General features: G+C 37.1%; 27 protein-coding genes and 1 pseudogene. 11 read left to right on the top strand and 17 right to left on the bottom strand.

Going from position 1 to position 24,966, the window contains the following annotated elements:
• Positions 1–6: 6 nt before the first annotated feature.
• A pseudogene (locus MKP09_RS14840) lies at positions 7–975 on the top strand (fasciclin domain-containing protein); the annotation flags it as partial.
• Between the two features lie 67 nt (positions 976–1,042).
• Here MKP09_RS14840 and MKP09_RS14835 read toward each other — a convergent pair.
• The 8 genes from MKP09_RS14835 to MKP09_RS27440 form a co-directional block, all read right to left on the bottom strand.
• On the bottom strand, positions 1,043–2,461 hold the full coding sequence (locus MKP09_RS14835; RefSeq protein WP_240830771.1) for a Glu/Leu/Phe/Val family dehydrogenase: 1,419 nt from the start codon (positions 2,459–2,461) through the stop codon (positions 1,043–1,045).
• 237 nt (positions 2,462–2,698) lie between these two features.
• Entirely contained in the window at positions 2,699–2,812 is a 114-nt protein-coding gene (locus MKP09_RS14830) for a CcmD family protein (protein ID WP_240830770.1), read from the bottom strand.
• Positions 2,813–2,900: 88 nt separating this feature from the next.
• Positions 2,901–3,590, bottom strand: a complete 690-nt coding sequence (locus tag MKP09_RS14825; RefSeq protein WP_240830769.1) for a cytochrome c biogenesis protein CcsA — start codon at positions 3,588–3,590, stop codon at positions 2,901–2,903.
• Between the two features lie 89 nt (positions 3,591–3,679).
• A complete protein-coding gene (locus tag MKP09_RS14820; protein WP_240830768.1) occupies positions 3,680–4,327 on the bottom strand; it encodes a heme exporter protein CcmB in 648 nt (215 codons plus the stop codon).
• Between the two features lie 5 nt (positions 4,328–4,332).
• Positions 4,333–4,707: a PIN domain-containing protein gene (locus tag MKP09_RS14815; RefSeq protein ID WP_240830767.1), complete on the bottom strand. Its 375-nt coding sequence runs from the start codon at positions 4,705–4,707 to the stop codon at positions 4,333–4,335.
• A 42-nt stretch (positions 4,708–4,749) separates the two neighbouring features.
• Positions 4,750–4,902 (bottom strand): hypothetical protein, encoded by a 153-nt coding sequence (locus tag MKP09_RS14810; protein WP_240830766.1) that lies wholly within the window; start codon positions 4,900–4,902, stop codon positions 4,750–4,752.
• Positions 4,903–4,928: 26 nt separating this feature from the next.
• Positions 4,929–5,258: a thymidine kinase gene (locus MKP09_RS27445; RefSeq protein WP_317235357.1), complete on the bottom strand. Its 330-nt coding sequence runs from the start codon at positions 5,256–5,258 to the stop codon at positions 4,929–4,931.
• 22 nt (positions 5,259–5,280) lie between these two features.
• Positions 5,281–5,502 carry a hypothetical protein gene (locus MKP09_RS27440; protein ID WP_317235356.1) on the bottom strand — a complete coding sequence of 74 codons (222 nt, stop codon included), beginning with the start codon at positions 5,500–5,502 and terminating at the stop codon, positions 5,281–5,283.
• Between the two features lie 286 nt (positions 5,503–5,788).
• Here MKP09_RS27440 and MKP09_RS14800 point away from each other — a divergent pair, with 286 nt between their 5' ends.
• Positions 5,789–6,508 (top strand): DUF8457 domain-containing protein, encoded by a 720-nt coding sequence (locus tag MKP09_RS14800; RefSeq protein ID WP_240830765.1) that lies wholly within the window; start codon positions 5,789–5,791, stop codon positions 6,506–6,508.
• Here the strand turns inward: MKP09_RS14800 and MKP09_RS14795 are convergent.
• Positions 6,486–7,703 carry a 3-deoxy-D-manno-octulosonic acid transferase gene (locus tag MKP09_RS14795; RefSeq protein WP_240830764.1) on the bottom strand — a complete coding sequence of 406 codons (1,218 nt, stop codon included), beginning with the start codon at positions 7,701–7,703 and terminating at the stop codon, positions 6,486–6,488. The genes MKP09_RS14800 and MKP09_RS14795 overlap by 23 nt on opposite strands.
• Before the next feature lie 237 nt (positions 7,704–7,940).
• On the opposite strand from MKP09_RS14795, the gene MKP09_RS14790 reads away from it, so the two are divergent.
• The 8 genes from MKP09_RS14790 (at position 7,941) to MKP09_RS14755 (ending at position 14,139) form a co-directional block, all read left to right on the top strand.
• Complete coding sequence (locus MKP09_RS14790; RefSeq protein WP_240830763.1) at positions 7,941–9,071, top strand: DegT/DnrJ/EryC1/StrS family aminotransferase; 1,131 nt, start codon at positions 7,941–7,943, stop codon at positions 9,069–9,071.
• Positions 9,072–9,081: 10 nt separating this feature from the next.
• A complete protein-coding gene (locus tag MKP09_RS14785; RefSeq protein ID WP_240830762.1) occupies positions 9,082–9,933 on the top strand; it encodes a nucleotide sugar dehydrogenase in 852 nt (283 codons plus the stop codon).
• Positions 9,934–9,935: 2 nt separating this feature from the next.
• Positions 9,936–10,370: a UDP binding domain-containing protein gene (locus tag MKP09_RS14780; RefSeq protein ID WP_240830761.1), complete on the top strand. Its 435-nt coding sequence runs from the start codon at positions 9,936–9,938 to the stop codon at positions 10,368–10,370.
• Position 10,371: 1 nt separating this feature from the next.
• A complete protein-coding gene (gene rfbC / locus MKP09_RS14775) occupies positions 10,372–10,923 on the top strand; it encodes a dTDP-4-dehydrorhamnose 3,5-epimerase (RefSeq protein WP_240830760.1) in 552 nt (183 codons plus the stop codon).
• Between the two features lie 31 nt (positions 10,924–10,954).
• Positions 10,955–11,824, top strand: a complete 870-nt coding sequence (gene rfbD, locus MKP09_RS14770; protein ID WP_240830759.1) for a dTDP-4-dehydrorhamnose reductase — start codon at positions 10,955–10,957, stop codon at positions 11,822–11,824.
• 295 nt (positions 11,825–12,119) lie between these two features.
• On the top strand, positions 12,120–13,541 hold the full coding sequence (locus tag MKP09_RS14765; protein WP_240830758.1) for a cytochrome c biogenesis protein CcdA: 1,422 nt from the start codon (positions 12,120–12,122) through the stop codon (positions 13,539–13,541).
• A gap of 8 nt (positions 13,542–13,549) precedes the next feature.
• Entirely contained in the window at positions 13,550–13,795 is a 246-nt protein-coding gene (locus MKP09_RS14760; RefSeq protein WP_240830757.1) for a hypothetical protein, read from the top strand.
• A complete protein-coding gene (locus tag MKP09_RS14755; RefSeq protein ID WP_240830756.1) occupies positions 13,792–14,139 on the top strand; it encodes a thioredoxin fold domain-containing protein in 348 nt (115 codons plus the stop codon). The genes MKP09_RS14760 and MKP09_RS14755 overlap by 4 nt, the downstream gene beginning before the upstream one ends.
• A gap of 76 nt (positions 14,140–14,215) precedes the next feature.
• Here the strand turns inward: MKP09_RS14755 and MKP09_RS14750 are convergent, their stop codons facing one another.
• From MKP09_RS14750 to MKP09_RS14730, 5 genes are all read right to left on the bottom strand, one after another.
• Positions 14,216–15,919 carry a CHAT domain-containing protein gene (locus MKP09_RS14750; protein WP_240830755.1) on the bottom strand — a complete coding sequence of 568 codons (1,704 nt, stop codon included), beginning with the start codon at positions 15,917–15,919 and terminating at the stop codon, positions 14,216–14,218.
• Entirely contained in the window at positions 15,916–17,205 is a 1,290-nt protein-coding gene (locus tag MKP09_RS14745) for a hypothetical protein (RefSeq protein ID WP_240830754.1), read from the bottom strand. Before MKP09_RS14745 ends, MKP09_RS14750 begins: the two co-directional genes overlap by 4 nt.
• Positions 17,130–18,668, bottom strand: coding sequence for an esterase/lipase family protein (locus MKP09_RS14740; protein ID WP_449587066.1), 1,539 nt, complete (start codon positions 18,666–18,668; stop codon positions 17,130–17,132). Before MKP09_RS14740 ends, MKP09_RS14745 begins: the two co-directional genes overlap by 76 nt.
• Before the next feature lie 14 nt (positions 18,669–18,682).
• Positions 18,683–19,552 carry a DUF7379 domain-containing protein gene (locus MKP09_RS14735; RefSeq protein WP_240830752.1) on the bottom strand — a complete coding sequence of 290 codons (870 nt, stop codon included), beginning with the start codon at positions 19,550–19,552 and terminating at the stop codon, positions 18,683–18,685.
• 129 nt (positions 19,553–19,681) lie between these two features.
• Complete coding sequence (locus MKP09_RS14730; protein WP_317235379.1) at positions 19,682–20,731, bottom strand: NAD(P)/FAD-dependent oxidoreductase; 1,050 nt, start codon at positions 20,729–20,731, stop codon at positions 19,682–19,684.
• A 222-nt stretch (positions 20,732–20,953) separates the two neighbouring features.
• On the opposite strand from MKP09_RS14730, the gene MKP09_RS14725 reads away from it, so the two are divergent.
• Positions 20,954–21,841 carry an OmpA/MotB family protein gene (locus tag MKP09_RS14725; RefSeq protein ID WP_240830750.1) on the top strand — a complete coding sequence of 296 codons (888 nt, stop codon included), beginning with the start codon at positions 20,954–20,956 and terminating at the stop codon, positions 21,839–21,841.
• Between the two features lie 85 nt (positions 21,842–21,926).
• Here the strand turns inward: MKP09_RS14725 and MKP09_RS27435 are convergent, their stop codons facing one another.
• The 3 genes from MKP09_RS27435 to MKP09_RS14710 are packed head-to-tail and all read right to left on the bottom strand — an operon-like array spanning position 21,927 to position 24,951.
• On the bottom strand, positions 21,927–22,736 hold the full coding sequence (locus MKP09_RS27435) for a response regulator transcription factor (RefSeq protein WP_240830749.1): 810 nt from the start codon (positions 22,734–22,736) through the stop codon (positions 21,927–21,929).
• The gene (locus tag MKP09_RS14715; RefSeq protein WP_240830748.1) at positions 22,733–24,649 is read right to left on the bottom strand and encodes a sensor histidine kinase; all 1,917 of its coding nucleotides are present in this window, start codon (positions 24,647–24,649) and stop codon (positions 22,733–22,735) included. Before MKP09_RS14715 ends, MKP09_RS27435 begins: the two co-directional genes overlap by 4 nt.
• Complete coding sequence (locus MKP09_RS14710; RefSeq protein WP_240830747.1) at positions 24,622–24,951, bottom strand: two-component regulator propeller domain-containing protein; 330 nt, start codon at positions 24,949–24,951, stop codon at positions 24,622–24,624. The genes MKP09_RS14715 and MKP09_RS14710 overlap by 28 nt, the downstream gene beginning before the upstream one ends.
• Positions 24,952–24,966 lie beyond the last annotated feature (15 nt).

Raw genomic sequence — 24,966 nt, 5'->3', positions numbered from 1 at the left:
CCAGCCGATCCGGCATCGCTGAATTTTTTCAGCGTGGGAAAATTAGATACGCTGTTGAAATATCATTTAATAGGCGGGGAGCAACTCACTACCAACCGCATCAATCCTGTGTCGCCTGGCCTTAATTTGTATTTACAAAGCATGTTACTATTGGCGCCTCCTTCAGCAACATTGCCGCCTGGTTATAGAATGCCTGTTTTCTTAGGCAAACAAGGCACCACGGTTTTTGCTAATAATGTACCTATTACGGCACCAGATATTGCAGCATCGAACGGAGTGATGCACAAAACTTATGTAGCCCTGCTACCGCCCGATAAAGTGCTTTGGCAAACCATTGCAGCAAATGCCGGAGACGAGTACACTTACTTTAAAGCAGCTGTGATACGCGCTGATGGAGGAGATCAACCTGAGGGAACCTTTCAATCTGCATTACGGACACCTAACGCCAACTTTACTGCCTTAATACCTACCAATGCCGCTTTTGAACAACTACTAATTGGGCAAATCACTTTAGCTTTGATAGGACAAGGTATACAGCCCGCTATAGCTGACGCCGCTGCAAGGGGCTTAGTAGCTACTTATGGCGTAACTATTATTTCAGATCCAGCTTCTATTCCTGGATACGGCCCTGCCTTAGCTGCTGTTATGACGCAACAACTGGCACAAGGTATTGTGGCGTATCATTTATTGGCTAAGCCTGGAGCGACTACTGTTGGGTACAGAAATTTTACAGTAAATTTTCCTACAACAGACGCTTTTGTTCCAACTTTATTAAATGCATCTGTTGCCAACCACCCGGGTGTGGCATTGAAAGCTACTTTTGGGGCAAGTGGTGTAACAGCCGCAACTGCAAAGGGCTTTGCTAATACCACTGCTTCCAATGTTATATTGAGTGCGCCACCAAGCACCACAAATGACCTAAATCATATAAATGGCGTCATTCATCGTATAGATCAGGTATTGTTACCGCAATAAGATCACATAACAAAAAAGCGGCAAGGAAAATTTATCTTGCCGCTTTTCTTTTTTATATCTTTTGTTGTTACGGAAATATTCCCAACTCTGCATAACTGGTAGCCACTTTATTAATAGCTACAACATAGGCTGCTGTGCGCATATTCGGAATCTTTTCATTGGCTTTCCATTCAGCCATAATTTCGCGCGTGGCGGTTATCATAGTTTCTTCTAATCCGCTGTACACAAGCTCTACTTCGTCTGCGCCATGTCTTATAAATGTCCGGTTTTTTTCATCCACAGTTTTCCCGGTCAATTCTTCTATTTCGTCTAAAATTCGTGAGTTCATCGTTTCGTTGAAGCGTTTTTCCATGCGGCCATAACGAACGTGGCTTAGGTTCTTCAACCATTCAAAGTAAGAAACGGTAACACCGCCAGCATTCAGGTACATATCCGGAACTACCAAAACTCCTTTTTGTAAAAGTATTTCATCTGCTTCAGGTGTTAAAGGCCCGTTGGCCGCCTCGCCAATAATTTTTGCTTTGATGCGTGGCGCATTTTCGCCATCAATAACACTTTCCAAAGCCGCAGGAATCAATATGTCGCAATCAAGCTCAAGCGCAGACTTATTGTTTTCGAGATTTACAGCACCAGGAAAATTAAGAATAGAACCGGTTCTTTTTCTAAACTCTACTAATTCATTTATGTCAATTCCATCTGGTTTTGAAATAGATCCTTCAAATTCGGCAATGCCAACAATAATAGCTCCGGCTTCCTGGAAGAATTTAGCAGTATGAAAACCCACATTTCCCAGTCCCTGAACAACAATTCGTTTATCTTCAACTCCTGGTGTAAGTCCACGTTTAGTCATTTCGTCTTCTATCGAGCAAACCTCTTTTAGGCCGAAAAATACGCCTAACCCGGTTGCTTCTTTTCTACCACGAACACCACCCTGAGAAATCGGCTTTCCTGTTACACAGCCAGCCGCATCAATATCATGTGTATGCATTGCTGCGTAGGTATCAACAATCCACGCCATTTCTCTTTCACCAGTTCCGTAATCGGGTGCTGGAACGTCAACTGCCGGTCCGATAAAATTCTTTTTAATCAATTCCGAAGTATAACGGCGCGTGATTTTTTCAAGCTCGTACGGCGTATATTTTTTGGGATCAATTTTAATACCACCTTTGGCCCCGCCAAATGGCACATTTACGATGGCGCATTTATACGTCATCAGCGCCGCCAGCGCCATTACTTCATCCTGGTTTACAGCCAGCGAAAAACGAATACCACCTTTACAGGGCGTTTTGTGGTGTGAATGTTGCACCCGATAGGCTTCAATAACTTCGATAGAGCCATCTTCCTTTTTTATTGGGAACCGCATGCGATAAACTGCATTGCTTGCGCTGATTTGTTCGAGTAAACCTTTGTCCCATTTGGTAAACACTGCGGCCTTTTGAAAGCTCTTTACAACAGCGCCGTAAAAACTATAATTGTTATCAGTCATAGATAGGATTTTTTCAAATGTTTTGGCAAAATAAAAATTAATCGTCATTCAAATGGTTAATAAATATTTATTTTATTAACCGGCAGTAGATATATGGCATCGATATTGCCACGCTCGTTTCATCGTTAGAACATAATTCAACCTACATATTCTTCGCAATTGTCTGAACCATGATTTCGGAAATTATAAGATTTTCAGGACATTCCCTGTCAACTTATAAACATTTCAACTTGTCAACTATTTATCAGCGTCTTCCAGCTTTTTTATTTTTCTTTCAACTCTTATCAAATAAAGGATCAGGCCAAACAGTATAATCAATAGTACGGCAATAACAACATATATATCTACCACTGCTATACATCAGACTTTCTTTAGCCTGCGCATTAGCAAATAGGGGTAGTAAAAAAGCAATGACAACAAACACTTCATGACAATTTCTTTATTTAATAAAATGCTTTTCTTTAATATAATTTATTCTGATCTTTAGCGTAGTAATCCAAACGGCTAATAAGGCCCAGCCAATAAATGCCGGATACTCAATCATACGCATTTCAGGACTCACATCTTTAAAATTTAAAGCCGGATTTCCTTCTTGTCCGGGATGTAAACTTGGTAATAAACGCGGTACTATCATAATAGTTGGGAACAGCATGGCAAAAGCAAATATGTTATAAACCGCGGTAATCCTTGCTTTTTGATCCATATCTTGTATAGAACTTCTTAAAATAAAATAAGCAAAATAAATGAGCAGGGCAATAGCAGTACCTATAAGCTTTGGCTCTCTTGCAATGGTGCTAAAGGAAAATCCGGGATTGTTGGGATCGGCCCAGGTATAACTGGCCCAAACAGCACCAGTAATATAACCTAACAGGCCAAATACAATTCCCATTGATGCGTATTGGCTGGCGGCTATATCGTTTTTTAAATTGCTTTTGCTTAAATACCGAATAGAATGAACTAAAGAGCAGGTGAAAAGAACGAACATGGCGGCCCACATGCCCACATGATAAAATAAGTTTCGGCTAGTCTCTTCCAACAAAGGAGCATTGGGTATTTTAACCAATAAGCCTCCTGCTATGGCATAAACCAACAAAATGACACAGAGAATCTTCCACCACGATTTTCGCATACAAAAATCACTTTAAATTGATAAACACAAAAATAAGTGGAAAGTTTATATTATGATTTGATTTCAAATTCTAAATCGGAAACCTCAAATCAATCTTTCCATAAAAAAGGAAAAAGGATGATCGATAATAATGCAACAAGTAAATCTAAGGTAACTAGTAGCAATATATCGCTCCATTGAAAACTTTGGTTAACAGTAAAAGCAGTATTTGATAACTTCATCAGCAACATCAATTGCGGTACAATTAATGGAAAACCAAGCACCGCCATTATTGCTGCGTTTTGCCTGGCTTTTGCAGCGATAGCTGCTAAAAAAGTAAACACCATGCTTAAACTAAAACCTCCCAACAGCGCCAAACCCGTAAAGGGTAATAGTTTTTCAATCGGATTGCCTATAAATGCTAAAAATAATCCGAGGCTAATAGCTGTCATGACCAACATTAGCAGGCAATTAAATAACAGTTTTGCTACAATAAAATGGGTGGGTGAAGAAATCGTATAGAAATAAAGCATGCGCGCCCGGCTTTCCTGCATAAAGCTTTTAGCTACAGCGTTGATGCAAATAAAAAGTTGTATTACCCAAAATAAGCCATTCCATATTTCTTTTTCAGGCTCTTCGATGGCCAGAAACAAGACAAATATGGTTGCACCCATATAAAGAAGGATACCATAAAAGCTATATTGCTGGCGAATTTCCAGCAACAGTTCTTTTTTAAATAAAGTGATGATGGGTTTCAAAAGAGTTAAAATGTAAGCAATGATAAATTTTTTATTTTGTCAAAACCTTTATCATTTGTAACTAAAGTTGCTTTACTATAAATAGCCATTCCTGCAATAATGGCATCTGGCAATTTAGTTTTATGAGTAATTCGAATATTGCTGATAAGTTCAATTAAGTTAATATCGTCTTTTTTTAAGTCCACCACCTGCACTTCCGAAGCAAAATCGTAAAGGAGCTTTCTGTCTCTATCCTCTATTTTGTTGAAAGCCAAAAATTCTATAATAGAAATTACAGGAATTAAAATTTCGGAAGAGGTTACCATTTTCTCAAGAGCAATATCTCCTTGTAGATAACCAATTAGGGCATTGGTATCTAATAAAAGCTTATTCCCATTCATCCCGTAGCTTTTTTTGTTCAGCTAAGGCATCGCCTTTCCATTCTAACTTACCAAAAAAGCACTTAAATCATTTTTTGGCTTCTCTTCCTCCAAAGCCATTACAATCACTTCCACTTTTTTATCCTTATACTCGTCGGGAAGAACGATGGTGAGTGGATTGGAATGCTTTTCGATTATTTTTCTTATCGCGTCCATAATACTTTCAAAGTTAAGCAAAGTTCCTATACTTCTTTCTCGTTATAACACTTCCGGCATCTGGGCTCATACGCATCCATTGCGCCCAACATCAACTGGTCATCATCCGGTATTTTGCGATAGGAGTAATTAGCAATATTGCCGCATTTTACACAAATAGCATGGAGCTTGGTCACATAATCTGCTTTGGCAAGTAGAAAAGGCATCTGCCCAAAGGGTTTGCCCGTAAAGTCCATATCAAGACCAGCCACAATAACTCTAATACCCTGATAGGCAAGTTTATCGCAAACTTCAGGCAGGCCGTCATCAAAGAATTGTGCTTCGTCTATACCGATCACATCGGCGCCTTGTGCCATTAAAAGTATCTTTTGAGAATTATCAATAGGTGTAGAATGAATGAGATTTTATATCGTGCGATACAATACTCAATTCATCGTATCGTGTATCAATTGCTGGTTTAAAAATTTCCACTTTAAGGTTGGCAAATTTTACACGTTTTAATCGACGGATAAGCTCCTCAGTTTTACCGCTGGACATAGAACCGCAGATCACTTCTATCCAGCCCCGTCTTTCCCCGCTTAAATTTGGTTCAATAAACATTGTTAATATTTGTGCATTTCGATAGCATACGCAATATTTTCCTATATATTGGCGTATATAATACTAATCCAAAATTTCTCAAAAGTAATATCTCTAAATCATGATTTGTGGGATTTTTGAAATTATTGGACGAGAAAGTTGATTTAAACTATAATCTGTTTAGAAAAGATAGCATGAAAAATTATAGGTATCGTTTTTGTTGATGAGGGATGTACCACAGTTGAAGAGTGCGACGCAACGAAGATGCCACATATTCTGGTGCTGGTTCAATAATTAAAAATAAGCGATGGAAAGAATTGGAAGTTTGATTGAAAAGCTGAGTCTGCAATTTTCTAAAAAAGCCCCTTTAGAACAATTACTCAGCACCGCGCAGTTGCTTCAAAACGAAATAGCTGGTAGCCTGAAGGAAGTGAATGTATTGGGTACAAGTGGCATATCTGTTATTGTGCCAAATGCAAAGCCGTTGTCTGGTGTTTCTGCTTTTAAAGAATCTGAAAAAGAAGAAAGTGCGGAAAAAGAATATTTTGAGTTGATCGTGGAAGGAGGTGTGGAGGATGAAACAACTACCGATGTTAAAAATGAAATTCCAAGTTATGAGGAGTTGATGAAATTGCAAAACGAATTGAAGAAGAGCAACAAGCCTCAGGCGGTACTTAGCTTTAAAGATGAGTCGGAAGATGGGTCTGAAGAAATGCCAACATTGTCGAGGCAGGGAAAGTCTGGCACTAAAGCTGCTAAGCAATCATCTGCTCCAAAGGTTAGCAGGAATGCTATTAAGGATCTTCATAAAGCCATCAGTGCGCAAGATCGGATCGTTTTCGTGAGCGAACTTTTCAGAGGCGATGAAATTATGTTTGAACGCAGTATCAAAACCATCAACAATTTTACTTCACTTACTCAGGCTGAATATTGGATAAGAAGAGAACTAAGAACGAAAAACGGATGGTTAGCCAGTAATTTGGCAGTACAACAATTTGAACAACTTATTCAAAGGAGATTTGCCTGAGCCAGTTGGTGATTTTATTAGTAGCTCCTGTATTTTCAGTTACAAATTTTTGAGCATTATTACTATATTCCTTTAAGATAGTGTGATTTGAAATCAGAGATTCGAATATATTAAAAAGCTCTTTTTCACCGCTATAAGAAAATCCACCTTTACTTTTAATTAAATTGATTGCTTCGGCAAATTTGGAATAATTGGGTCCGAAAATAACAGGTTTTCCATATACGGCTGCTTCAAGTGTATTGTGTATCCCTGATTTGTTGAACCCACCTCCAATATAACTAATGTTACTGTATTTGTACAGTTTGGAAAGCATGCCAATATTATCAATAATGAGTACACCGGATGTTGCTATAACGTTATCGTTTTTAGCCCATTCTTTCCAATTTGAAAACAATATAGCGTTAGTAAAAGTACTCTTTAAAAATTCGATATGACCTGAATTAATTTCATGAGGAGCAATTATTAGTGATAAGTCATTATTCTTTAATAGTAACTTGTTTAACATTATTTCATCATCAGGCCAGGTGCTTCCTGCCACAATTACTTTCTTATTATTTGCGATAAATTTTTCTATAGCAGGAATTGCGTCAAATTGAGATGCAATTGATGCGACCCTGTCGAACCGCGTGTCACCTGCCAGAGTAATTTTATGGGTTGGTACTATTTTTTGGACACGATTATAACTTTCTTTTGTTTGAACGAAAATGTGGCTAAAAAACGTGAGCATTTTTCTGTGAACGCTGCCGTACCATTTGAAAAATACCGCATGCTCCCGAAAAATAGCCGAAATTAAAATCGTTGGAATTTGTCTCTGATAAAGTTCATGGAGATAATGATACCAATATTCATATTTTACAAAAATGACCAATTTAGGATTTGCAATATTGATGAACTTTTGGGCATTAGTTTTTGTATCAAGCGGCAAATAAAAAACCCAATCGGCTCCCTCATAATTTTTTCTAACTTCATAACCCGACGGCGAGAAAAATGTAAGCAATATTTTGTATGAAGGATACTCGTCTTTCAACTTTTCCAAAACCGGACGACCCTGTTCAAATTCACCTAACGAAGCACAATGCATCCATATAACTGATTCTCCTGCCGGGATAGCCGCACGAAGCCTTTCAAAAATATCTTTCCTGCCTCTTATCCATAACTTAGCTTTTTTATTGAATAAAGAAGTTATGAGAATCACTATCCCATATAACCTTAAAAAATACTATAAAGTAAAGTGTCCACGTAATTCCTTTGGGCAAAAGTAAGGTTCTTACAGATTGCACAGAAAACCGGAGAAAGGAAGTGGTAACTGTACGTTGTACATCGCAAATCCTAAATCAATCATTTCTGCTTAATCCTTATAATCTTGAAAATCATGGTTCAGACCATCTTCAAGTTTCATTACCTTTGCCTTCCTAAAAAATAAGAAACTCCTATGCGTCCTATCCAAATGGTTGATACCCGCAGCCAGTATCAGAAAATTAAAAATGAGGTTGATAAAGCTGTTTTGGATGTAATGGATAGTAGCGCATTTATCAATGGTCCCAGCGTTAAAGAGTTTGCAAAGAACCTAGAGGCATATCTTGGTGTAAAGCATGTTATACCTTGTGCTAACGGTACCGATGCCTTACAAATTGCTTTGATGGCTTTAGATCTACAGCCCGGCGATGAAGTGATTACACCTTCCTTTACTTATATCGCCACTACTGAAGTAGTGGCTTTGTTAAGGTTAAAACCAGTTTTTGTAGAAGTTGATAGAAATACCTTTTGCCTTGATGTGGTAGATTTGGAAAAGAAAATTACTTCTAAAACCAAAGCCATTGTGCCGGTGCATTTGTATGGACAAGCCGCTAATATGGAAGCGATTATGGCCATTGCAGAAAAATACAATCTTTTTGTGGTTGAAGATAATGCACAAGCCATAGGAGCTGAATTTACATTTTCTGATGGAGCAATAAGGAAAACAGGGACAATCGGACATATTGGTTGTACATCATTTTACCCAAGCAAAAATTTAGGAGCTTTTGGTGATGGCGGTGCCATTTGTACCAATGACAGCGAACTGGCTACTAAAATGCAGATGATAGCCAATCACGGCCAAAGCAAAAGATATTATCATGATGTTGTAGGATGTAACAGCAGGCTGGACAGCATACAGGCTGCTATTCTTAACATTAAACTTGCACATTTAGATGAATATAACAATGCCAGACAGGAAGTGGCTGCTTATTACGATAAGGCGTTTGGTAGTTCAGAAAAATTAGCCGTTCCTGCAAAAGCAGATTTTGCTTCGCATGTATATCATCAGTACACTTTAATATTGAACGATGTTGACAGAGATGGCCTTGTTTCTTTTTTAGCAGAAAAGAAAATTCCGGCAATGATTTACTACCCGGTTGCCGGTCATCAACAAAAAATGTTTGCACAGTTTAATATTGGTGAACAGCATTTGCCCGTTACCGACTGGTTAACAGAGCGTGTTGTTTCGTTACCTGTACATTCTGAAATGGATAATGAACAACTGGAGTATATCACCAGCGCTGTTTTGGAATTTGTAAAGAGATAATTCCCAACGCATGTATAAAGAACTGGTAGAGAAAAAGGCGAAGCTGGCAGTTATTGGCCTTGGATATGTTGGCTTGCCTGTTGCTTTAGCTTTTGCAAAGAAAATTTCTGTAATTGGGTTTGATATTAATGAAGAACGCCTTAACCTTATGCGTAAGGGTATCGATCCTAGCAACGAACTAAGCTCTGAAGATTTTGAAAACAGTGATATAACTTTTACGAGTTCAATAGAAGATTTGACGCTGGCAGATTTCTATATTGTAGCCGTACCGACCCCGGTTGATGAGAAAAATACTCCGGATTTATCTCTTGTTATTAAGGCCTCGCAAATGGTTGGGAAAGTTATTAAACAAGGAAACTATGTAGTTTTTGAGTCTACGGTTTACCCTGGATGTACTGAAGAGGAGTGCCTACCTATTATAGAAAAAATTTCTGGCTTAAAGAACAAGGTCGATTTTAAATCTGGCTACTCGCCAGAGCGAATTAATCCGGGAGATAAAATTCATACGCTTTCCAACATTACCAAAATCGTTTCAGGTTGCGACGATGAAGCACTTGAAGAAATTTCAAAAGTATATGAACTGGTAGTCCAAGCAGGTGTTTACAAAGCATCTTCGATTAAAGTTGCCGAAGCCGCAAAAATAGTGGAGAATACGCAACGCGATCTGAATATTGCTTTTATGAACGAGTTGTCCATTGTGTTTGACAAACTCAATATCAATACATTCGAAGTGCTGGAAGCAGCTGGGACAAAATGGAATTTTTTGAAATTTCAACCAGGCTTGGTTGGTGGTCATTGCACGGGAGTAGATCCATACTATTTGGCTTACAAAGCCGGCGTTCGGGTTATAAAACTCAACTAATTTTGGCTGCCAGGTATATTAATGATAATATGCCTAAATATGTTGCTGAAAAGATTGTCAAACATATTATAAAGTCAGGAATCAATGTTTCGTTTGCTAAAGTATTAATAAAGGGTGCTACTTTTAAAGAAAATGTAAGCGACGTAAGGAATAGTAAGGTTGCGCAAATTATAAAGGCCCTTCAAGAATTTTCAGTGAAGGTAGATATCGAAGATCCTTATGCAGTTTCTGCTGAACTACAGAAAGAATATGATATTGAACTAAGTAAGGAGATTGCAAATAATTATGACGCAGTAGTTGTTGCAGTTCCGCATACAGATTATTTATTGTACGATGACGCCTATTTTTGCAGCATTACAAAACCAACAGCCCTTGTTGCAGACTTAAAGGGCATTTACCGAAATAAAATTTTTAACAGACCATACTATAGTTTATAAAATGTCATTTACAAAAACGCCCCTCGACGGATTGCTAGTTTTCGAGCCAAGAATATTTGAAGATAATCGGGGACATTTCTTCGAAGCGTATAACAAATCTCTTTTTGAAGCCGAAGGCCTGCAGTATAATTTTGTTCAGGATAATCAATCATTCTCAAAATATGGAACAATACGTGGTTTGCATTATCAGCAAAACCCCTATGCACAATGCAAACTTGTGCGGGTATTACACGGAAGTATTTTAGATGTTGCAGTTGATATAAGAAAAAAATCTGCTACTTATGGCAAAGTTTTTTCAATAGAGCTAACAGAAGAAAATAAAAAGCAATTATTAATCCCCGCAGGTTTTGCACATGGCTTTTCTGTTTTAAGCGAAACCGCTGTGGTTATGTATAAATGCGATAAACTTTATAACAAAGAAAGCGAAGGCGGTATTATTTATAATGATCCACATCTGGCATTAGATTGGCAACTTTCCGAAGGGGCTGGTATTGTTTCTGAAAAAGATTTGCTGCTTCCCCAATTAAAGGAATGCAAAAATAATTTTGAATAACATTTGTCTAAGTACTAAAATCTAAGTACTAATGTCTAAAAAGAAAATATTAGTAACAGGCGCTAACGGACAGTTAGGTTCAGAAATAAACGAATTGGCAAATACGTTTTCTGATTTTGAATTTCTATTCACCGACCGGAGCCAATTATCAATAAGTGATGAAAACGCTGTGAACGATTTTTTTGATAAACATCAACCTGATTTTTGTATTAATTGTGCCGCTTATACAGCAGTTGATAAAGCTGAAGATCCTGCTGAATTACCATTAGTTGAGACCATTAATGCTGACGCAGCGGGGTTTGTGGCCAAGGCATGCGCTAAATATCATACAAGATTTATCCATATTTCAACCGATTATGTTTTTGACGGAATAGGAACAGAACCGTACAAGGAGTATGATAAAACAGAACCGGTTAGCGTGTATGGTATTACGAAATTAAAAGGAGAGCAAAATGCGTTGAAGTACACGGATGTTGTTATTATCCGCACTGCATGGGTATATTCTGCTTTTGGAAAGAATTTTGTTAAAACAATGATGCGATTGATGCAGGATAAAACACAGATAAATGTGGTAAGCGATCAATACGGAACACCTACCTATGCTGCAGATCTTGCTTCTGCTATTATGCAGATCATCGTTTCAGAAAACTGGCAGCCCGGTATCTATCATTATACAAATGAAGGGAAAATCAATTGGCATGAATTTGCCCTTGCTATAAAGGAATTAATTAAATCTGATTGTGATATAAAAGCTATTCCCTCAATTCAATACCCAACTCCCGCTAAGCGGCCTGCCTGGAGTGTGCTTGATAAAACTAAAATCAAAGAGGTTTACAATATAAAAATCCCTGACTGGAAAGAAAGCCTTGCTGTATGCATTGGTACGATGAAAGAATATTAACTATAGCTTTTTGACATTTAAAAAAGTGGTTGTTGAGTTGATAGGATTTGAAGTTGCTTTCATTTTTGGTGGCTAAAGGAGTTTTCCTGTGGTGCAATTTCTGCATAAATCTGCGATGTTTTAATCTGCTTAAAATCAGCGGGGAGAAGTATTGTCAGGGAAATAAGTAAAACAAAAAGGTAATTTTGGTGTTATTTTGTCTTTGACCTTTGCAATAAATGGTGTTTTCTGATATACCTTCGTTTTTTTACGGCGAAACGTTTTTTGTTAGCCTTTCAACATCTAACAGCGAATAATGAAATTTCTTAACAAGTATCTTGCTATCTTATTTATATTCACCTTAACAACAATTGTTTCCTTAGCACAGGATTCTACAGATGTCCGGTTTTCCTTTTCTCATGATAGAATTGATAAGAACAAAGTAGCATTAACCATAACCGCTCATGTATTAAAATCGGGTATTGATCTTTATGCAATACAGAAAAAGCCAGAAGATGCCGTTTTTACACAAATTAATTTTGACACTACCTCTTCAAAATATTTGAATGGAGCAATTGATGAAAAAGGGAACGTGCAAACAAAAACAGACGCTACACTTGCCTTACCCGTAAATTTTGTTACTGACTCTATTCAATGGGTGCAGCAGCTTAACATTGCAGAAAATGATTCGGCGGTTATAAAAGGGAAGATTGCATATATCTATAAATCGGGCGAAGAATTTCCTGCCGCTGAAAAAGAATTTAGCATTGATATTAAAACACCTGATGCAGTCAGCGTTACATCGCCAGTCATACAAGAAGATGACAATCTTAATAAAAGTTCTTTGTGGGAGCTGTTTTTGGCAGGCTTGGTAGCAGGCTTCATCGCTTTTATAATGCCTTGTATTTATGCGTTATTGCCCATTACTGTTGGTTTTTTTACCAAACGCAGTAAAAATCGTGCTACTGGTATTAAAAACGCGGTTTTGTATTCTTTGTCTATAATTTTCATTTTTACTGCAATAGGAGCTTTAGTAAGTTTATTATTTACAGAAAAGACAATGTATGAGTTAAGTACGAGCATGGGTTTTAACCTTTTTGTATTTGTACTTTTTGTAGTGTTTGGTATTTCGCTATTGGGTGCTTTCGAAATTACATTGCCGGCATCCTGGTCAACAAAACTTGATTCCAAGGCAAATTCTAACAGCTTTGGCGGAATCTTTTTCATGGCTTTAGTCTTGGTAGTTGTTTCTTTTAGCTGTACTTCTGCTTTTATAAGTTCTCTAATTGTATATATTGTAAAATCAGGGAATAGTCTTGGTGGCGTTGTCGGATTTTTAGGTTTTGGCCTTGCAATTGCATTGCCCTTTGCTCTCGGAGCATTCTTTCCCAGCGTTCTTAATAACATTGCAAAATCCGGAGGTTGGCTCAACTCTGTAAAAGTTACTATGGGATTTTTAGAGTTGGCAATGGCAATGAAATTTTTATCTAATGTAGATCTTCAATATCATTGGCGCTTGCTTGATTTTGAAGTATACCTAAGTATCTGGATAGTAATTTTTGGTCTTTTAGGGCTGTACTTGTTGGGTAAACTTCGGCTTTCACACGATGATCAGCTTCCTAAGAATAGTTATGGACTTCCTTATTTATCTGTCACTCGTCTTTTTTCGCCATTGCAACTTTATCATTCACAATATATCTTGTACCAGGCCTGTGGGGCGCGCCCTTATCGGGAGTAAGTGGGTTTTTGCCGGAACGTAAGACTTTAGACTTCAATCTTCATGATAATATTTTGAGCATTCAGTCAAACGCAAATGTAAATGGTAATGCAACTTCTGGAAATAGTGAAGAAGCAAGGCCAGTGAAATATACAAATAATCTTAAATCTGAGCTACCAGGTATTGCTGCCTTTTTTGATTATGAAGAAGCTTTGGCCGCATCAAAAAAACGGGGAAACCTGTTCTTTTGGATTTTACGGGACACAGTTGTGTGAATTGCCGAAAAATGGAACGGGCTGTATTATCTAAACCCGAAGTTTTAAGAGAGTTTAATCAGCACTTTATTGTTGCAAGCCTTTATTGTGATGATAAGACTTTGCTACCAGAAAGCGAACAATACATATCAAAGGATGGTTCGGAAATTACGACGCTTGGAGCTAAAAATCTCGATCTTGAACTTACCCGGTTTGGCGCTGTGGCTCAACCCTTGTATATATTTGTTGATGAAAATGGCGAAGTGCTTAAGAGTGCAGGCGGCTATGAACCGGACGTGCAGCGCTTTCTAAATATTATCAAAGAGGTTAAGGAAATACATAAACAGAAAATGGCTTTAAAGTAATCATCGTAAAAAGCCATTATTCCATTCTGTGAGTTTCGTTAAATCAGAAAGGAGATGTTATATGCCAATAACTGCGCTACATCTCATTTACAAACCCTTCCAATTTTTTCTTAACTGATGTAATGCCTGCAAATCCCGCAAAGTGAGCGAGTATCTTCAAGTTTGCTATTTGGCGTTGCTTTTTATTCTTTGAGCCTGATATTTTCCAAAGTGATAATAATGCATCAGTAAGTTCGTTAAAGTTGGCTTCGGTAGGTTTTAGAAAGTAGCGGCAAATATTCACATCAATAATTTCGGAAAGCTTCCAGTAAGTTAAATCTGCATTTTCTTCTTTAGTAATTTTCTCGAATGCTGTCAGGCGTTTTTCGATTTCAGCATTTGAATAAAGTTGATATCTGTGTCCGTTCCGGTTTACTTGCTGACCCCATTTTTGCTTTTTCTTTTTTATAAGAAAAAGTTCCATGATGATCCAGTTGGAAAAAGAATAGCTATTCTCCAGCTTTTCATAAGCATTGCGATAATGATACGCTGCTGTCTCCATCGTCTTTATTTTGCTATCTTCATTTGCTTTCGTATCACTTTTTATTACAAATGCTTTTCGTTTGTAAGCACCGCCAATTAGTGCAAAACGTTCACCGGTTTTCCATATTTCCAGCAAATAATTAAGGTTAGTAATACTACCATCTATAGCTTCTGCAATCTCAGTAATTTTATTATCCTGAGGTTCGGTCATAGATAAGTATTCGCCAATAGCTTTATTTACAATAATATTTTGATAGTTTTCCAGCGCTTTAACATCAAAGCTGGCATTCTCAGTTTTGAAAAGATTATTGTAAAGCAAACCTGAAGTATCAAAATCATTCAATTCCATATAAGCCTGTGCTTCTTTTTGCTTAAGTTCGGGACTTTTAAAATTAGCTTTGTCAATAGCTTTGGAAATGCTTCGAAGTTCTTTTAGCAAATCATCGGATTCGTAAAAAGCCACTTCAGTTTTACTCAGTAGGTTATCCAGATCGTTTTCTGCTTCCTGAGAAATATCATAGGTTTTTATAAAAGAAGAAGCGCCGCGATGGAGATTGAAAGAATAATGTTGTTGGCCATAACATTGAAACGCACCCCAGGTATTGGTGTAATTGAATTTGTTGTAAATATATTTTCTGGCCTCCAACACAGCGTCACCAAAATTATATCCATTTAACATACGATCGTAGAATGTTTCGGCAAAGGCTAATGCCGCACTATCATCTACTTCCCAACCAGCAACGATTACAGCTTTCACGCCATTTTCAATAAGTTGCGTACCTATGTTTGCTGCCAGCTTAAAACGGTTGGCTGAAAACGCTTCAGCATAAGGATTGATACGCCCTAGAAAGCAACAATTGATAAAAACAAATTCAGGTGTAGATGGTAATTGATTAATATGATGTGGTGTTAAAAACATCCCGTCGTCGCTGTCCTTCATTTTACCGATCAGCATTCCTGAAGCTGATGGATTGTTTTCATCAAAGAAGCCGTGCCCTGCAAGGTGCAAAATTTTATAATCTTGTTTGAATAGGGCTGTAAGTATTTCATCGCTACTTCCGTTTATAACTGGCCCTTCTATGTTCAACTGTTTGGATTCTTTGAGTTTTTCATGAACAAATCTTGCTTCATTGGCTGCTCCCTGCAATTGATTGGCTTTTGTAAAACCATTGAGGGTAGGATCTCCAACGATCAATACATTATTACTTTTTACAGGATTGTTGATTTTGTAATCTGATGTTGCCAATTGCCTGATCATGCCAGCGGTAACGCACAGAGGTTTTTCTGTAGCGCTACCTGTTTGTAATAATTCCCAGGAAAAGAAGCGGTAAACTTATCAAGCACCCAAAGAATTGGAGAGTTTCTTCTGATATTCTCTTTAAAGTCTCCGGGTATCAACAATTCGAAAATAGCCTTTGCCTTTTCGAAAGACCAGCTTTTCTTTATCGAAATGTCATCAAGCAGTGTTTGTATCAAAGGAAGATTGTGATGCAATTCTTTTTTCTCTTCTCTTGCATTGTTCGTGCTCGAATAATAGGATAATACTTTGTCTTTTTCCTTCGACTGATTATTTGCAATTACGCTTAGCCTTTGCCACCAGGTAATATTATTATCAACTAATAACCTTTTTCTGGAACCTGGCAGGCTTTTTATTTTCTTATCCTTCCAGGCAATGTTCATTCCATCGCTGTTTCCATTTATAAAGTTAGTAAGGCTATAAAAACAAGTGATGGCCTTATCTTCAAATAGTTCGATGAATTCAAGTTCATCAACGTACAAATTTTCAATACCTGTAAGCCGCTGTATTTTTTCGTTTGCGTTTACTACTCCAAGCATAATAGCGCGTACAGAACTTTCAATGGCCATGCCACCATATCCTGCACCGATGATAAGTGTTGATAAGCCAAGCCTTGGTTTTATTTTTTTATTTTCTACTTTAGATCTGCAGAAAGTAAGTAAAAAATCGGCTACCGCGCTTTCTATAGTCTTAGACAATTGATAACCGTTTAAGTTTTCGGCGTTACCCAAGCCGCTTATGATACAGCCTTTAAAAGATGAGTCTTGATTTTGAAAAAAATTATGTGTACCGATATTGCCTGGATATATGCCTAAGGCATGTTTCAGGCTTAGATTATTTTTTAAATATTTATTGACGATTGCTTCTGCTCCGTAAATGCCATCGTTAGCAAAATGACCAACTAACAAGGGATGGGTGGCATATATCATATCTCCATTACTTACTGAAACTTTAAGTATGGGCAGGTTGCTATCTTCTTGAATCGTTTCAATCCCTAAACCTAATAAGTTAGACTCTATACTTCTTTCATTGATCTCAAAATTATATGTCTCTTTCAGTATGCTGCGTGACAAGCTACTTGTGGGAATTGGAGTTTTGCTAAATTCGGGAGCGGCAGTTGTGCCTTTATCAAGTAATTCTTTAATGCCTTGAAAGAGATGTTTCTTAGTTGTTAGTCCCCATGCGTGGCGTTGGTATAATATAAAGAACTTTGTCGGTTTATGCCTTTTGGAATGCCTGTTTCCCATGTTACACTTTGATCACCTTCTGCTGTGGTTTGGAATTTTAGTTGACCGTTTTCATACATATAACCACTTACGGTCTGATCATCTTTGCCAGCCACATAAATAATATTATCATGGTTAAGAGATTCCAGGCCGCTGTTTACTTTTCTTTTAAAAGAGGAAAATTCCTGGAGCAAGCTGTTGCCGGGTATTTCCCACTTTAAACCTGTTGCAGCGGCAAAAACTTCCCATTCTTTTTTATTGCTGAAATCAATATCACCACTAGCTATCGGTAACAATCCCAGAAGCCCTGGAAATTGTGCAAACATATTGATAAGCCTGCTCCGGGAACTTGTGAAATCAATAGTATCTAATTGTTTGATGATGGAATCCATTCCGCTTAAAACATGGGGTATTCTATACGAGCCCATCCACGGTGTACCTAATAAGATCGTTTTAAAATGGCTTTGTGCATTTAACCAACTCCATGTAGCTGGATAATTGATCGCCATGTCTCTTATCACCAGCCCTCCCATAGAATGGCCAACAAGGGAGATGGGCTGTTTGAATTTTTGTAATTCGGTAATTCGCTGATTTAATGTGCTTCCCGATTCTGATATAGGCCGGCGCCAATCAAATGGAAATGCTTCTACATCGTAACTGGCAGAAAGATATTCAACCAAATCTTTATAGGCCGTTTTTATGATGCCAGTTGCTTTAATATCTGTATTTTCTATTTTAAGTTTTGTAAGTCCACCAAAGGCAAAAGAAAGGTAGTTGATCCATAAAGGCTTGTTTCCTTTTTCCAGAAAAGAACCCATTATACCAGGTAACAAAAGCACGATTGGCTTTTTTCCCGAAGCTTTTATACTACTTAGTTTTCCTCCATCCAATCCGAAAACACCTCTGCTTAAAGCACCATAATTTTCAATCTCCATTTCTTTGAAGGTGGTAATCCGTCCGGTAGTTGAGGTTAGAGCTAGTAAAATGGCATCCTGTGTTTTTTTATTAGTGAAATAATTAAAATGATTGACATTATTGCCATCATCTAAAAAATATTGAATGCCGTTTTTTCGTCTTGCACCCTGATACATAGAAGCGGTATCAACAACAAGGTCGTTTTGTTCCCACTTAAAAAAGAACTTTGTTAGTAATACTTTGAGTCCATTTAAATTAAAGCTGAACTTGCTGCTTCCGGATATAACAGCTAAAGTGTTTTCAAATCCTCGAGGAAGTTCTTCTTCATAATAACTTACGGTATTTAACGCTTTAAGAAAGACCGATTCCGGATTCATGGCCTCAAGCCCGGGTAAAACTTCGACATCGTTTTTTGTTTCTAAAGCCTGACTGATCAAGGCTTTCAAACCTTCAACTATTGGTAGTAATGCAGGACTAGAAACATTAATAAGATTAATGAGGACGTTTAAAAAGATATCTAGCCTTTTGCCCAAAAGAGAAGTTCCTCTGGCTGGACAAGCAACTCTTATAAATCGATTTACTTTTATTTTTTTATTGCAGATAATTTTTGCAAGGCTTCGATTTGCCTGATGTCGTCGCTCCTTTTTTCTTCTGAAAGAAGATCAATACTTGCATCTAAAAAGCCTTTATTGCTTTCAGCAAAACGAACAATCAGGTCGCCCACCAATCCGCCACGTGAATGAGAAATAATATCAACCTTGCAATCTTTCGGAAGTTGTTGCATTAACTCTAAAACATTCAGTAATGGGCTTTTTGTAAGCGTTTCATGTTCAAAGGCGATAATATTATCTTTATACGTCTTTTGAAGTTCTGGCCAGATAGTTCCTGACTTCAATTCAGCGAATGAACCTTTGGTAGAAGATGCAGTGCCATGTATGAATAATAGAACAGGGCTGTTGACGTTGATAGTTTTGAACTTTTCTAATTCAAAGTTTTCATCAATTTTGTAAAGTCCACTTCTGTTTTCGAGCGATCTCTTTTGAATCGTCTCAGCAATTTTGACCATACCGGCGTTCACTGCTTTCTTAGAAAATTTTCTAAAAAATTTAAGCACTACCTGGCTTGCTACACCGCGGGAATTATCATCTGGCTGAACCAGTATGGGAAGTTCTGGCGCTTCTCCAGATCGGTTTTTAAAATTGATCTGGGGGAAAATTTCTGTCAATGTATTTTTGTTTCCAAACCATGTTGAAGCGTCATCGAAAATTAATTGTACGTAGTCTTCTTCTGATAATGAAACAAGCTTTTCTTCTCCTTCTGCCCGCGTGGTACTTATCGCATAAGCTTCTTCCAAAACAAAATATTCATCAGTTAATGCGCTTTCGATTGATCTGGTTTCTTGTTTATGCCCATGTAGTTTAATAACGGCAGGGGCTGAAGTGTTTTTTGCCATGGAATTAATGTCTATAATTTAGTATTGGCTAAAACGTGGTTAGAGGAATGTCTTAGTATATTAAAAATAACGAAATGGGCGGGATATCCGTTTTATTCAGTATCACTAAAAGAGGCGATGGAAAGGTGCTTAAAAAGCTGTTCTGGCTAAGATCCGGCTATGACGTTCTATATCGGCATCTTTTTCAATCGGGGTTTTGTGTAAGATGTTTTCAACAAGTTGATGGGCAAAATATGGCGCTAACGAGCATCCCTTGGTACCCATACCATTTAAAATGCCTACGTTTTTGTATAAAGGATGAAAGCCGACAAATGGGCGGCGTTCAATAGTGGCGGGCCGCACGGCCGCTTTATGGTCAATCACTTTGAATGGAACTTTAAGCCAGCTTTTTAATGTTTGCTCTGTTGTTGATCTGAATGTTGGTGTTGGAAGATCATCTTCAAAGTCCCATATATAATTGGTTCCGGTCCAGAATGTTCCAGGTTCTGCAAATGGAGCAATTGTCATCGATTTTTTATAAATATAATCTGGCGGTAAATCCGGTGCTTCAATAATTAAAGCCTCACCTTTGTTTAATGCAAAAGGAAGCAAAGAAAAATAGGGATTGTTATTGCCCTGAACACCATCGCAAAATATAATCTGGTCTGCATTTATATCTTTATAAACGATTTTATTTTCTTTAACGACTAGGCTTGAAAAATCAAAGGGGTCACTAATAAGTTGATTTGTTGATAAAAGATGATTTCTCCAGGCAGGTAGCAATTTTTGAAGATGAACAATGTACGCAGGATCAATGGTGCCAGTCCCAAATTCGTAATTGAAATAGGATGACATGTAATTTGCGTCTTCAACAAGATTAATATAAAGTGCCTGTTGACTTAATTTTTTTAAGAAGCTTTCCCGCATGAAAGGGTTGGGGAAAAAATCGATTATTGTGGTTTTTGAGAGTGCATTGATATTTAGAAAACTGCCCATTTCATTATATACCTTTTCTGCAAAAGGAATAATAACATCGTCGAGCCAAACTGTGACAACCCGGCGTCCCGTAACAGGATTGATCAAACCCGCAGCTGCTTGTGATGGAGTATTGATATTTCCATTATCAATTACAGTGAAATCAATATCGTTGGCTGCTAAAAACCAGGATAACATAGTACCCGATATTCCTTGCCCTACAATTAATATTTTTTCTCACCAGATTCCATCGGTCAAAATGCTAAATTGATTCTTTTCAACTGATTATAAGTATTTTATGTAACTGTTAAATAAAATAAAATCTTAATTAATTTAAATTAAATATCGATGCATTGCAACTTAGGCATTTAATTTGTCATCCTTTCAAATAAATTAAGTTTGTTGGTTGATATGATCGACGATTCAGACTAGTAAAAAACAAACAGAATGAATAAACGTATGTATGTTGCGCCGTTAGCAGCAATTTTAAGTGGATTAATTTTAACAGGTTGTGTCGGGCAAAAGAAATTTGCTGCTCTGCAAAATGATTATAATAATTTGAACAGCAGGTATCAAAGTGCTCAGGTTGATCTTGCCAGCAGCCAAACAAGAGTGAAAAGTTTGGAAGATCAATTGGCCCAGGAAAGAGCGAATAACGCATCTCTTAAAAAAGCGCTTGCAACTTTGCAAAGTACATTGGATATGAGTATTAATCAAAACACTCAAGGAAACGTGAACATATCTAAACTGGTTGATGAAATAAATGCCTCTAATAAATATATTCAGCATTTGGTTGCTGAGAAAAATAAAAGTGATTCACTTAACCTGGTGTTGACTAATAATCTTACACGTTCTTTAAGCAGAGATGAGTTGAGAGACGTTGATATTAAAGTATTAAAAGGTGTAGTGTATATTTCGTTATCGGATAATATGCTATATAAATCCGGTAGCTATGAAATATCAGAAAGGGCAGGAGAGACGTTGAGTAAAATTGCGAAGATCATTCTTGATTACAGGGATTATGATGTGTTGATTGAAGGTAATACAGATAACGTTCCTATTACTCGCCCTAATATCCGCAATAACTGGGATTTGAGTTCTTTACGCGCCTCATCTGTTGTTCAGGCATTACAGAACACTTATGGAGTAGATCCTAAGCGATTAACTGTTGGTGGCCGTGGCGAATACAATCCAGTAGCTGACAATACAACTGACGAAGGAAGAACAAAGAATCGCCGTACACAAATTATCATCACGCCTAAACTTGATCAGTTTATGGACCTGATTGATAAAGCACCTGCTAAAGATTCTACCGCGGTGACTGATTCAATTTAAAGTAATTGATTATATAAATTGTAAAAGCATGAACGTATTTTGCGTTCATGCTTTTTTATATGTATAATACTGTTTTCAGAAATGACTAAGCCCGGTTAGCAAATTCTATCTGTTTTTTTACAAATTCGGAAGGCGACATTTTAAAGTGTTTTTGAAAATTGCGGCCAAGCTGGGTTAAAGAATTATAACCTACAGTATATGCCACTTCGTTGATGCGCACCGATCTGTTGCTCAATAATTCGATCGCTTTTTTTAAACGTGTTATATTGATCATTTCAGCAGGTGAAAGACTTGAAATAGAATTTATTTTTCTGTATAGATTCGTCCTGCTCATGTTCATGCATTTAGCTAACAACACTACATCAAGGTTAGGATTGGTGATATTATCATTAATATGCATTTCCAACTCTGCCAAAAAGGTTTCATCTGTTTTTGTGTAAGCGATGCTTGTAATAAGGGCCGTTGGAGACTGTGCAAAATGAGTTTTTACTTTCTCCCTGTTTTTCAAAAGACTGTTTATCTGCGCCAGCAAAAAATCCATTGAAAACGGCTTTTCTATATAAACATCAGCCCCGGCGTCCAAGCCTTCTATTTTTGATTGCAATGTATTTTTGGCAGTTAGAAGCAATACGGGAATGTGGCTAAGCTCAAAATTTGATTTAATTAATTCACATATTTTAAAACCATCAATTTCAGGCATCATTACATCACTGATAACTAAGTCTACATCATGTTCCTGCAATGTTTTAAAAACAGTAGTGCTGTCCGAAATGCAAATCGTTTCATAATTATCTTTCAGACTATCTGATAATATAAAAAGCAGGTCGTCATTATCATCGATAATTAATATCGTTTTTCTTTTTTCATAGTTTATTCTTTGTATTCTGATGGTCACAAAGATTTTGGCAAGGTTAATACAAAAATATTAAATTTTTCTTCCGGATGGTATACAATAGTGCCACGATGTAGCTCAACAAGAGATTTGACCAATGAAAGACCAATGCCTGTCCCTGACGTTTTTGTATTTCCAATTCTTATAAAAGCATCAAAAATAATTTCCCTGAATTGCTGCGGAATAAGCGTGCCATCATTTTTAATGGAAATGCATAGCGAGTTCTTTAGCGAAAGTTCTTTCAATTCAATAATAATTTTGTTTTCGCAGTATTTTACTGCGTTGTTAACTAGATTGCTTATTACCTTAACCATAGCTTCTTTATCAGCTAGTATCATAACAGGCTCGTTAGGCATTATAAGTTTGCCTTGTATGCTTTTTTGTTCCATAACAGGGAGAAAGCGTTCCCAGGTTTCGCGGATTATATTTGCAATGTCAGTTTCTGATAAATAAAGTTTATAGTGTTCGGTTTCAATTTTTCTAAAATCCAATAGTTGATTTGTTAAGTCAAATAAACGATCGGCATTGTTATTCATAATCTGAATATGTTTTTCGAACTGCGGCAATTCATGTATGTTGTTGCTTATTTTTTCAAGTGGTACTTTTATCAGTGTAAGTGGCGTTTTTATTTCATGGGTAATATTGGTAAAGAATTCCATTTTTGACTGGTACAATTCCTTTTCTTTGTTTAGCATGAAAAGGTCCATTTTGTATTGGTGTTTCTGTTTTTGACGTTTGCTAAATGCCTTAAAGAATAAATATAGAATCAAACCTGAGATTATCGCGTAGGCGAGGTATGCAATGCTGGATTTCCAAAATGGCGGTAGTATGGTAATGTCGATACTTTTTTCATTGAGCATCCATGCTCCTGTACCATTTGTAGACCTTACTGTAATAGTGTATTTACCTGTGGAAAGATTGGTAAACGTTAGTTTTCTGGTATTCCCAATTTGATACCATTCACTATTATTTATTTTATATGCATACTCGATGTCAATTGGATCTGTAAAATTTAACGCTGTAAACTCCAGATTAAAAGTGGACTGATCATGTTTTAATCGTACATGACGGATTGTAAGTAGTGAACGGATGTTTCCAATTTTATTTCGTTCAAGATTCACACCCGGATGTTGAAGGCTGGTTATATAAAGTGGTGGAATGTAGCTACTCGAATGTAGAGATGAAGGATTGAACTTAATAAGTCCCTTGATGCTGCCCAGATAAATATTGCCTTTTTGATCTTTAAAAGCTGATTGGTAATTGAATTGATTATTTAGCAAACCATTATGTTGCCTGAAAACAGTAATGTTTCCCGTAGTTTTTTTCATATAAGCTAATCCCTGGGAAGTGGGTATCCAATAATTTTTAGAATCGTCTTGTATGATGCTGTACACAATATTACTGGGTAAACCTGTTATTTCGGAAAAATATTTAAAATTTTGATCTTTAAAATTGATAAGATAAAGCCCGTCAATAGTACATACCCAAAGTTTGTCGGCACCTTCTGCCATTAAGTATAGTATTCGTGTGTTACTGATTTTTTTATTAATATCCGCACCCAATTTTAATGATCCGGCATCTTTTCTATTCAAATAAAAAACACCTTTGTTGTGAGTTCCTATCCATACAGTACCGTTACTGTCTTCTGTAATCGCTGAATAAAAGACATTTTCTGGTAATTTACGTTCCGGATAAAAAAGTTGTTGTTGCAAATCGAAACGAAAAACACTATTTGCTGTGCAGATAATGATGTCGCCATTGGATGTGTGAAATATTTTATTAATAAAATTGCTGCTTAGGTCATTTCCACCATTACCCATTCTGAAATTTCTCACCACTTTGCCTGATGCAATGTTTAGCAAATCCAAACCATGTTCAAAAGTTCCTACTAATAAATAATCGTTAACTGCCAGCAAGCCGTGAATGTTTGAACTCGATAAGTTATTGATATGATTGGGGCGAAACTTAGTAAAGATGTTTTTTTCGGATCATACTTAGTTAAGCCTGCGTCTTCGGAGCCTATCCAAAGATTGCCGTTTTTGTCTTGAGTGATTTCTCTGATAGCATTTCCACTTAGGCTATTTTCATGTAGAGTGGGGAAATATTTTTCAAAGTTTAGTGATGTTTTCGGCAAGTAATTAATGCCACCAAAGTAAGATCCAATCCAGATGCCGCCCTGACGATCCTTACAAAGTGCATAAAGCGCATTATCCGACAAAGAAAAGGGTTTGCC

Origin of the sequence: Paraniabella ginsengisoli (assembly GCF_022513635.1) — a bacterium.
GTDB lineage: Bacteria > Bacteroidota > Bacteroidia > Chitinophagales > Chitinophagaceae > Niabella > Niabella ginsengisoli.
Note: the sequence above shows the minus strand (reverse complement) of the source record. Positions and strands in the feature narration are given on the sequence as shown.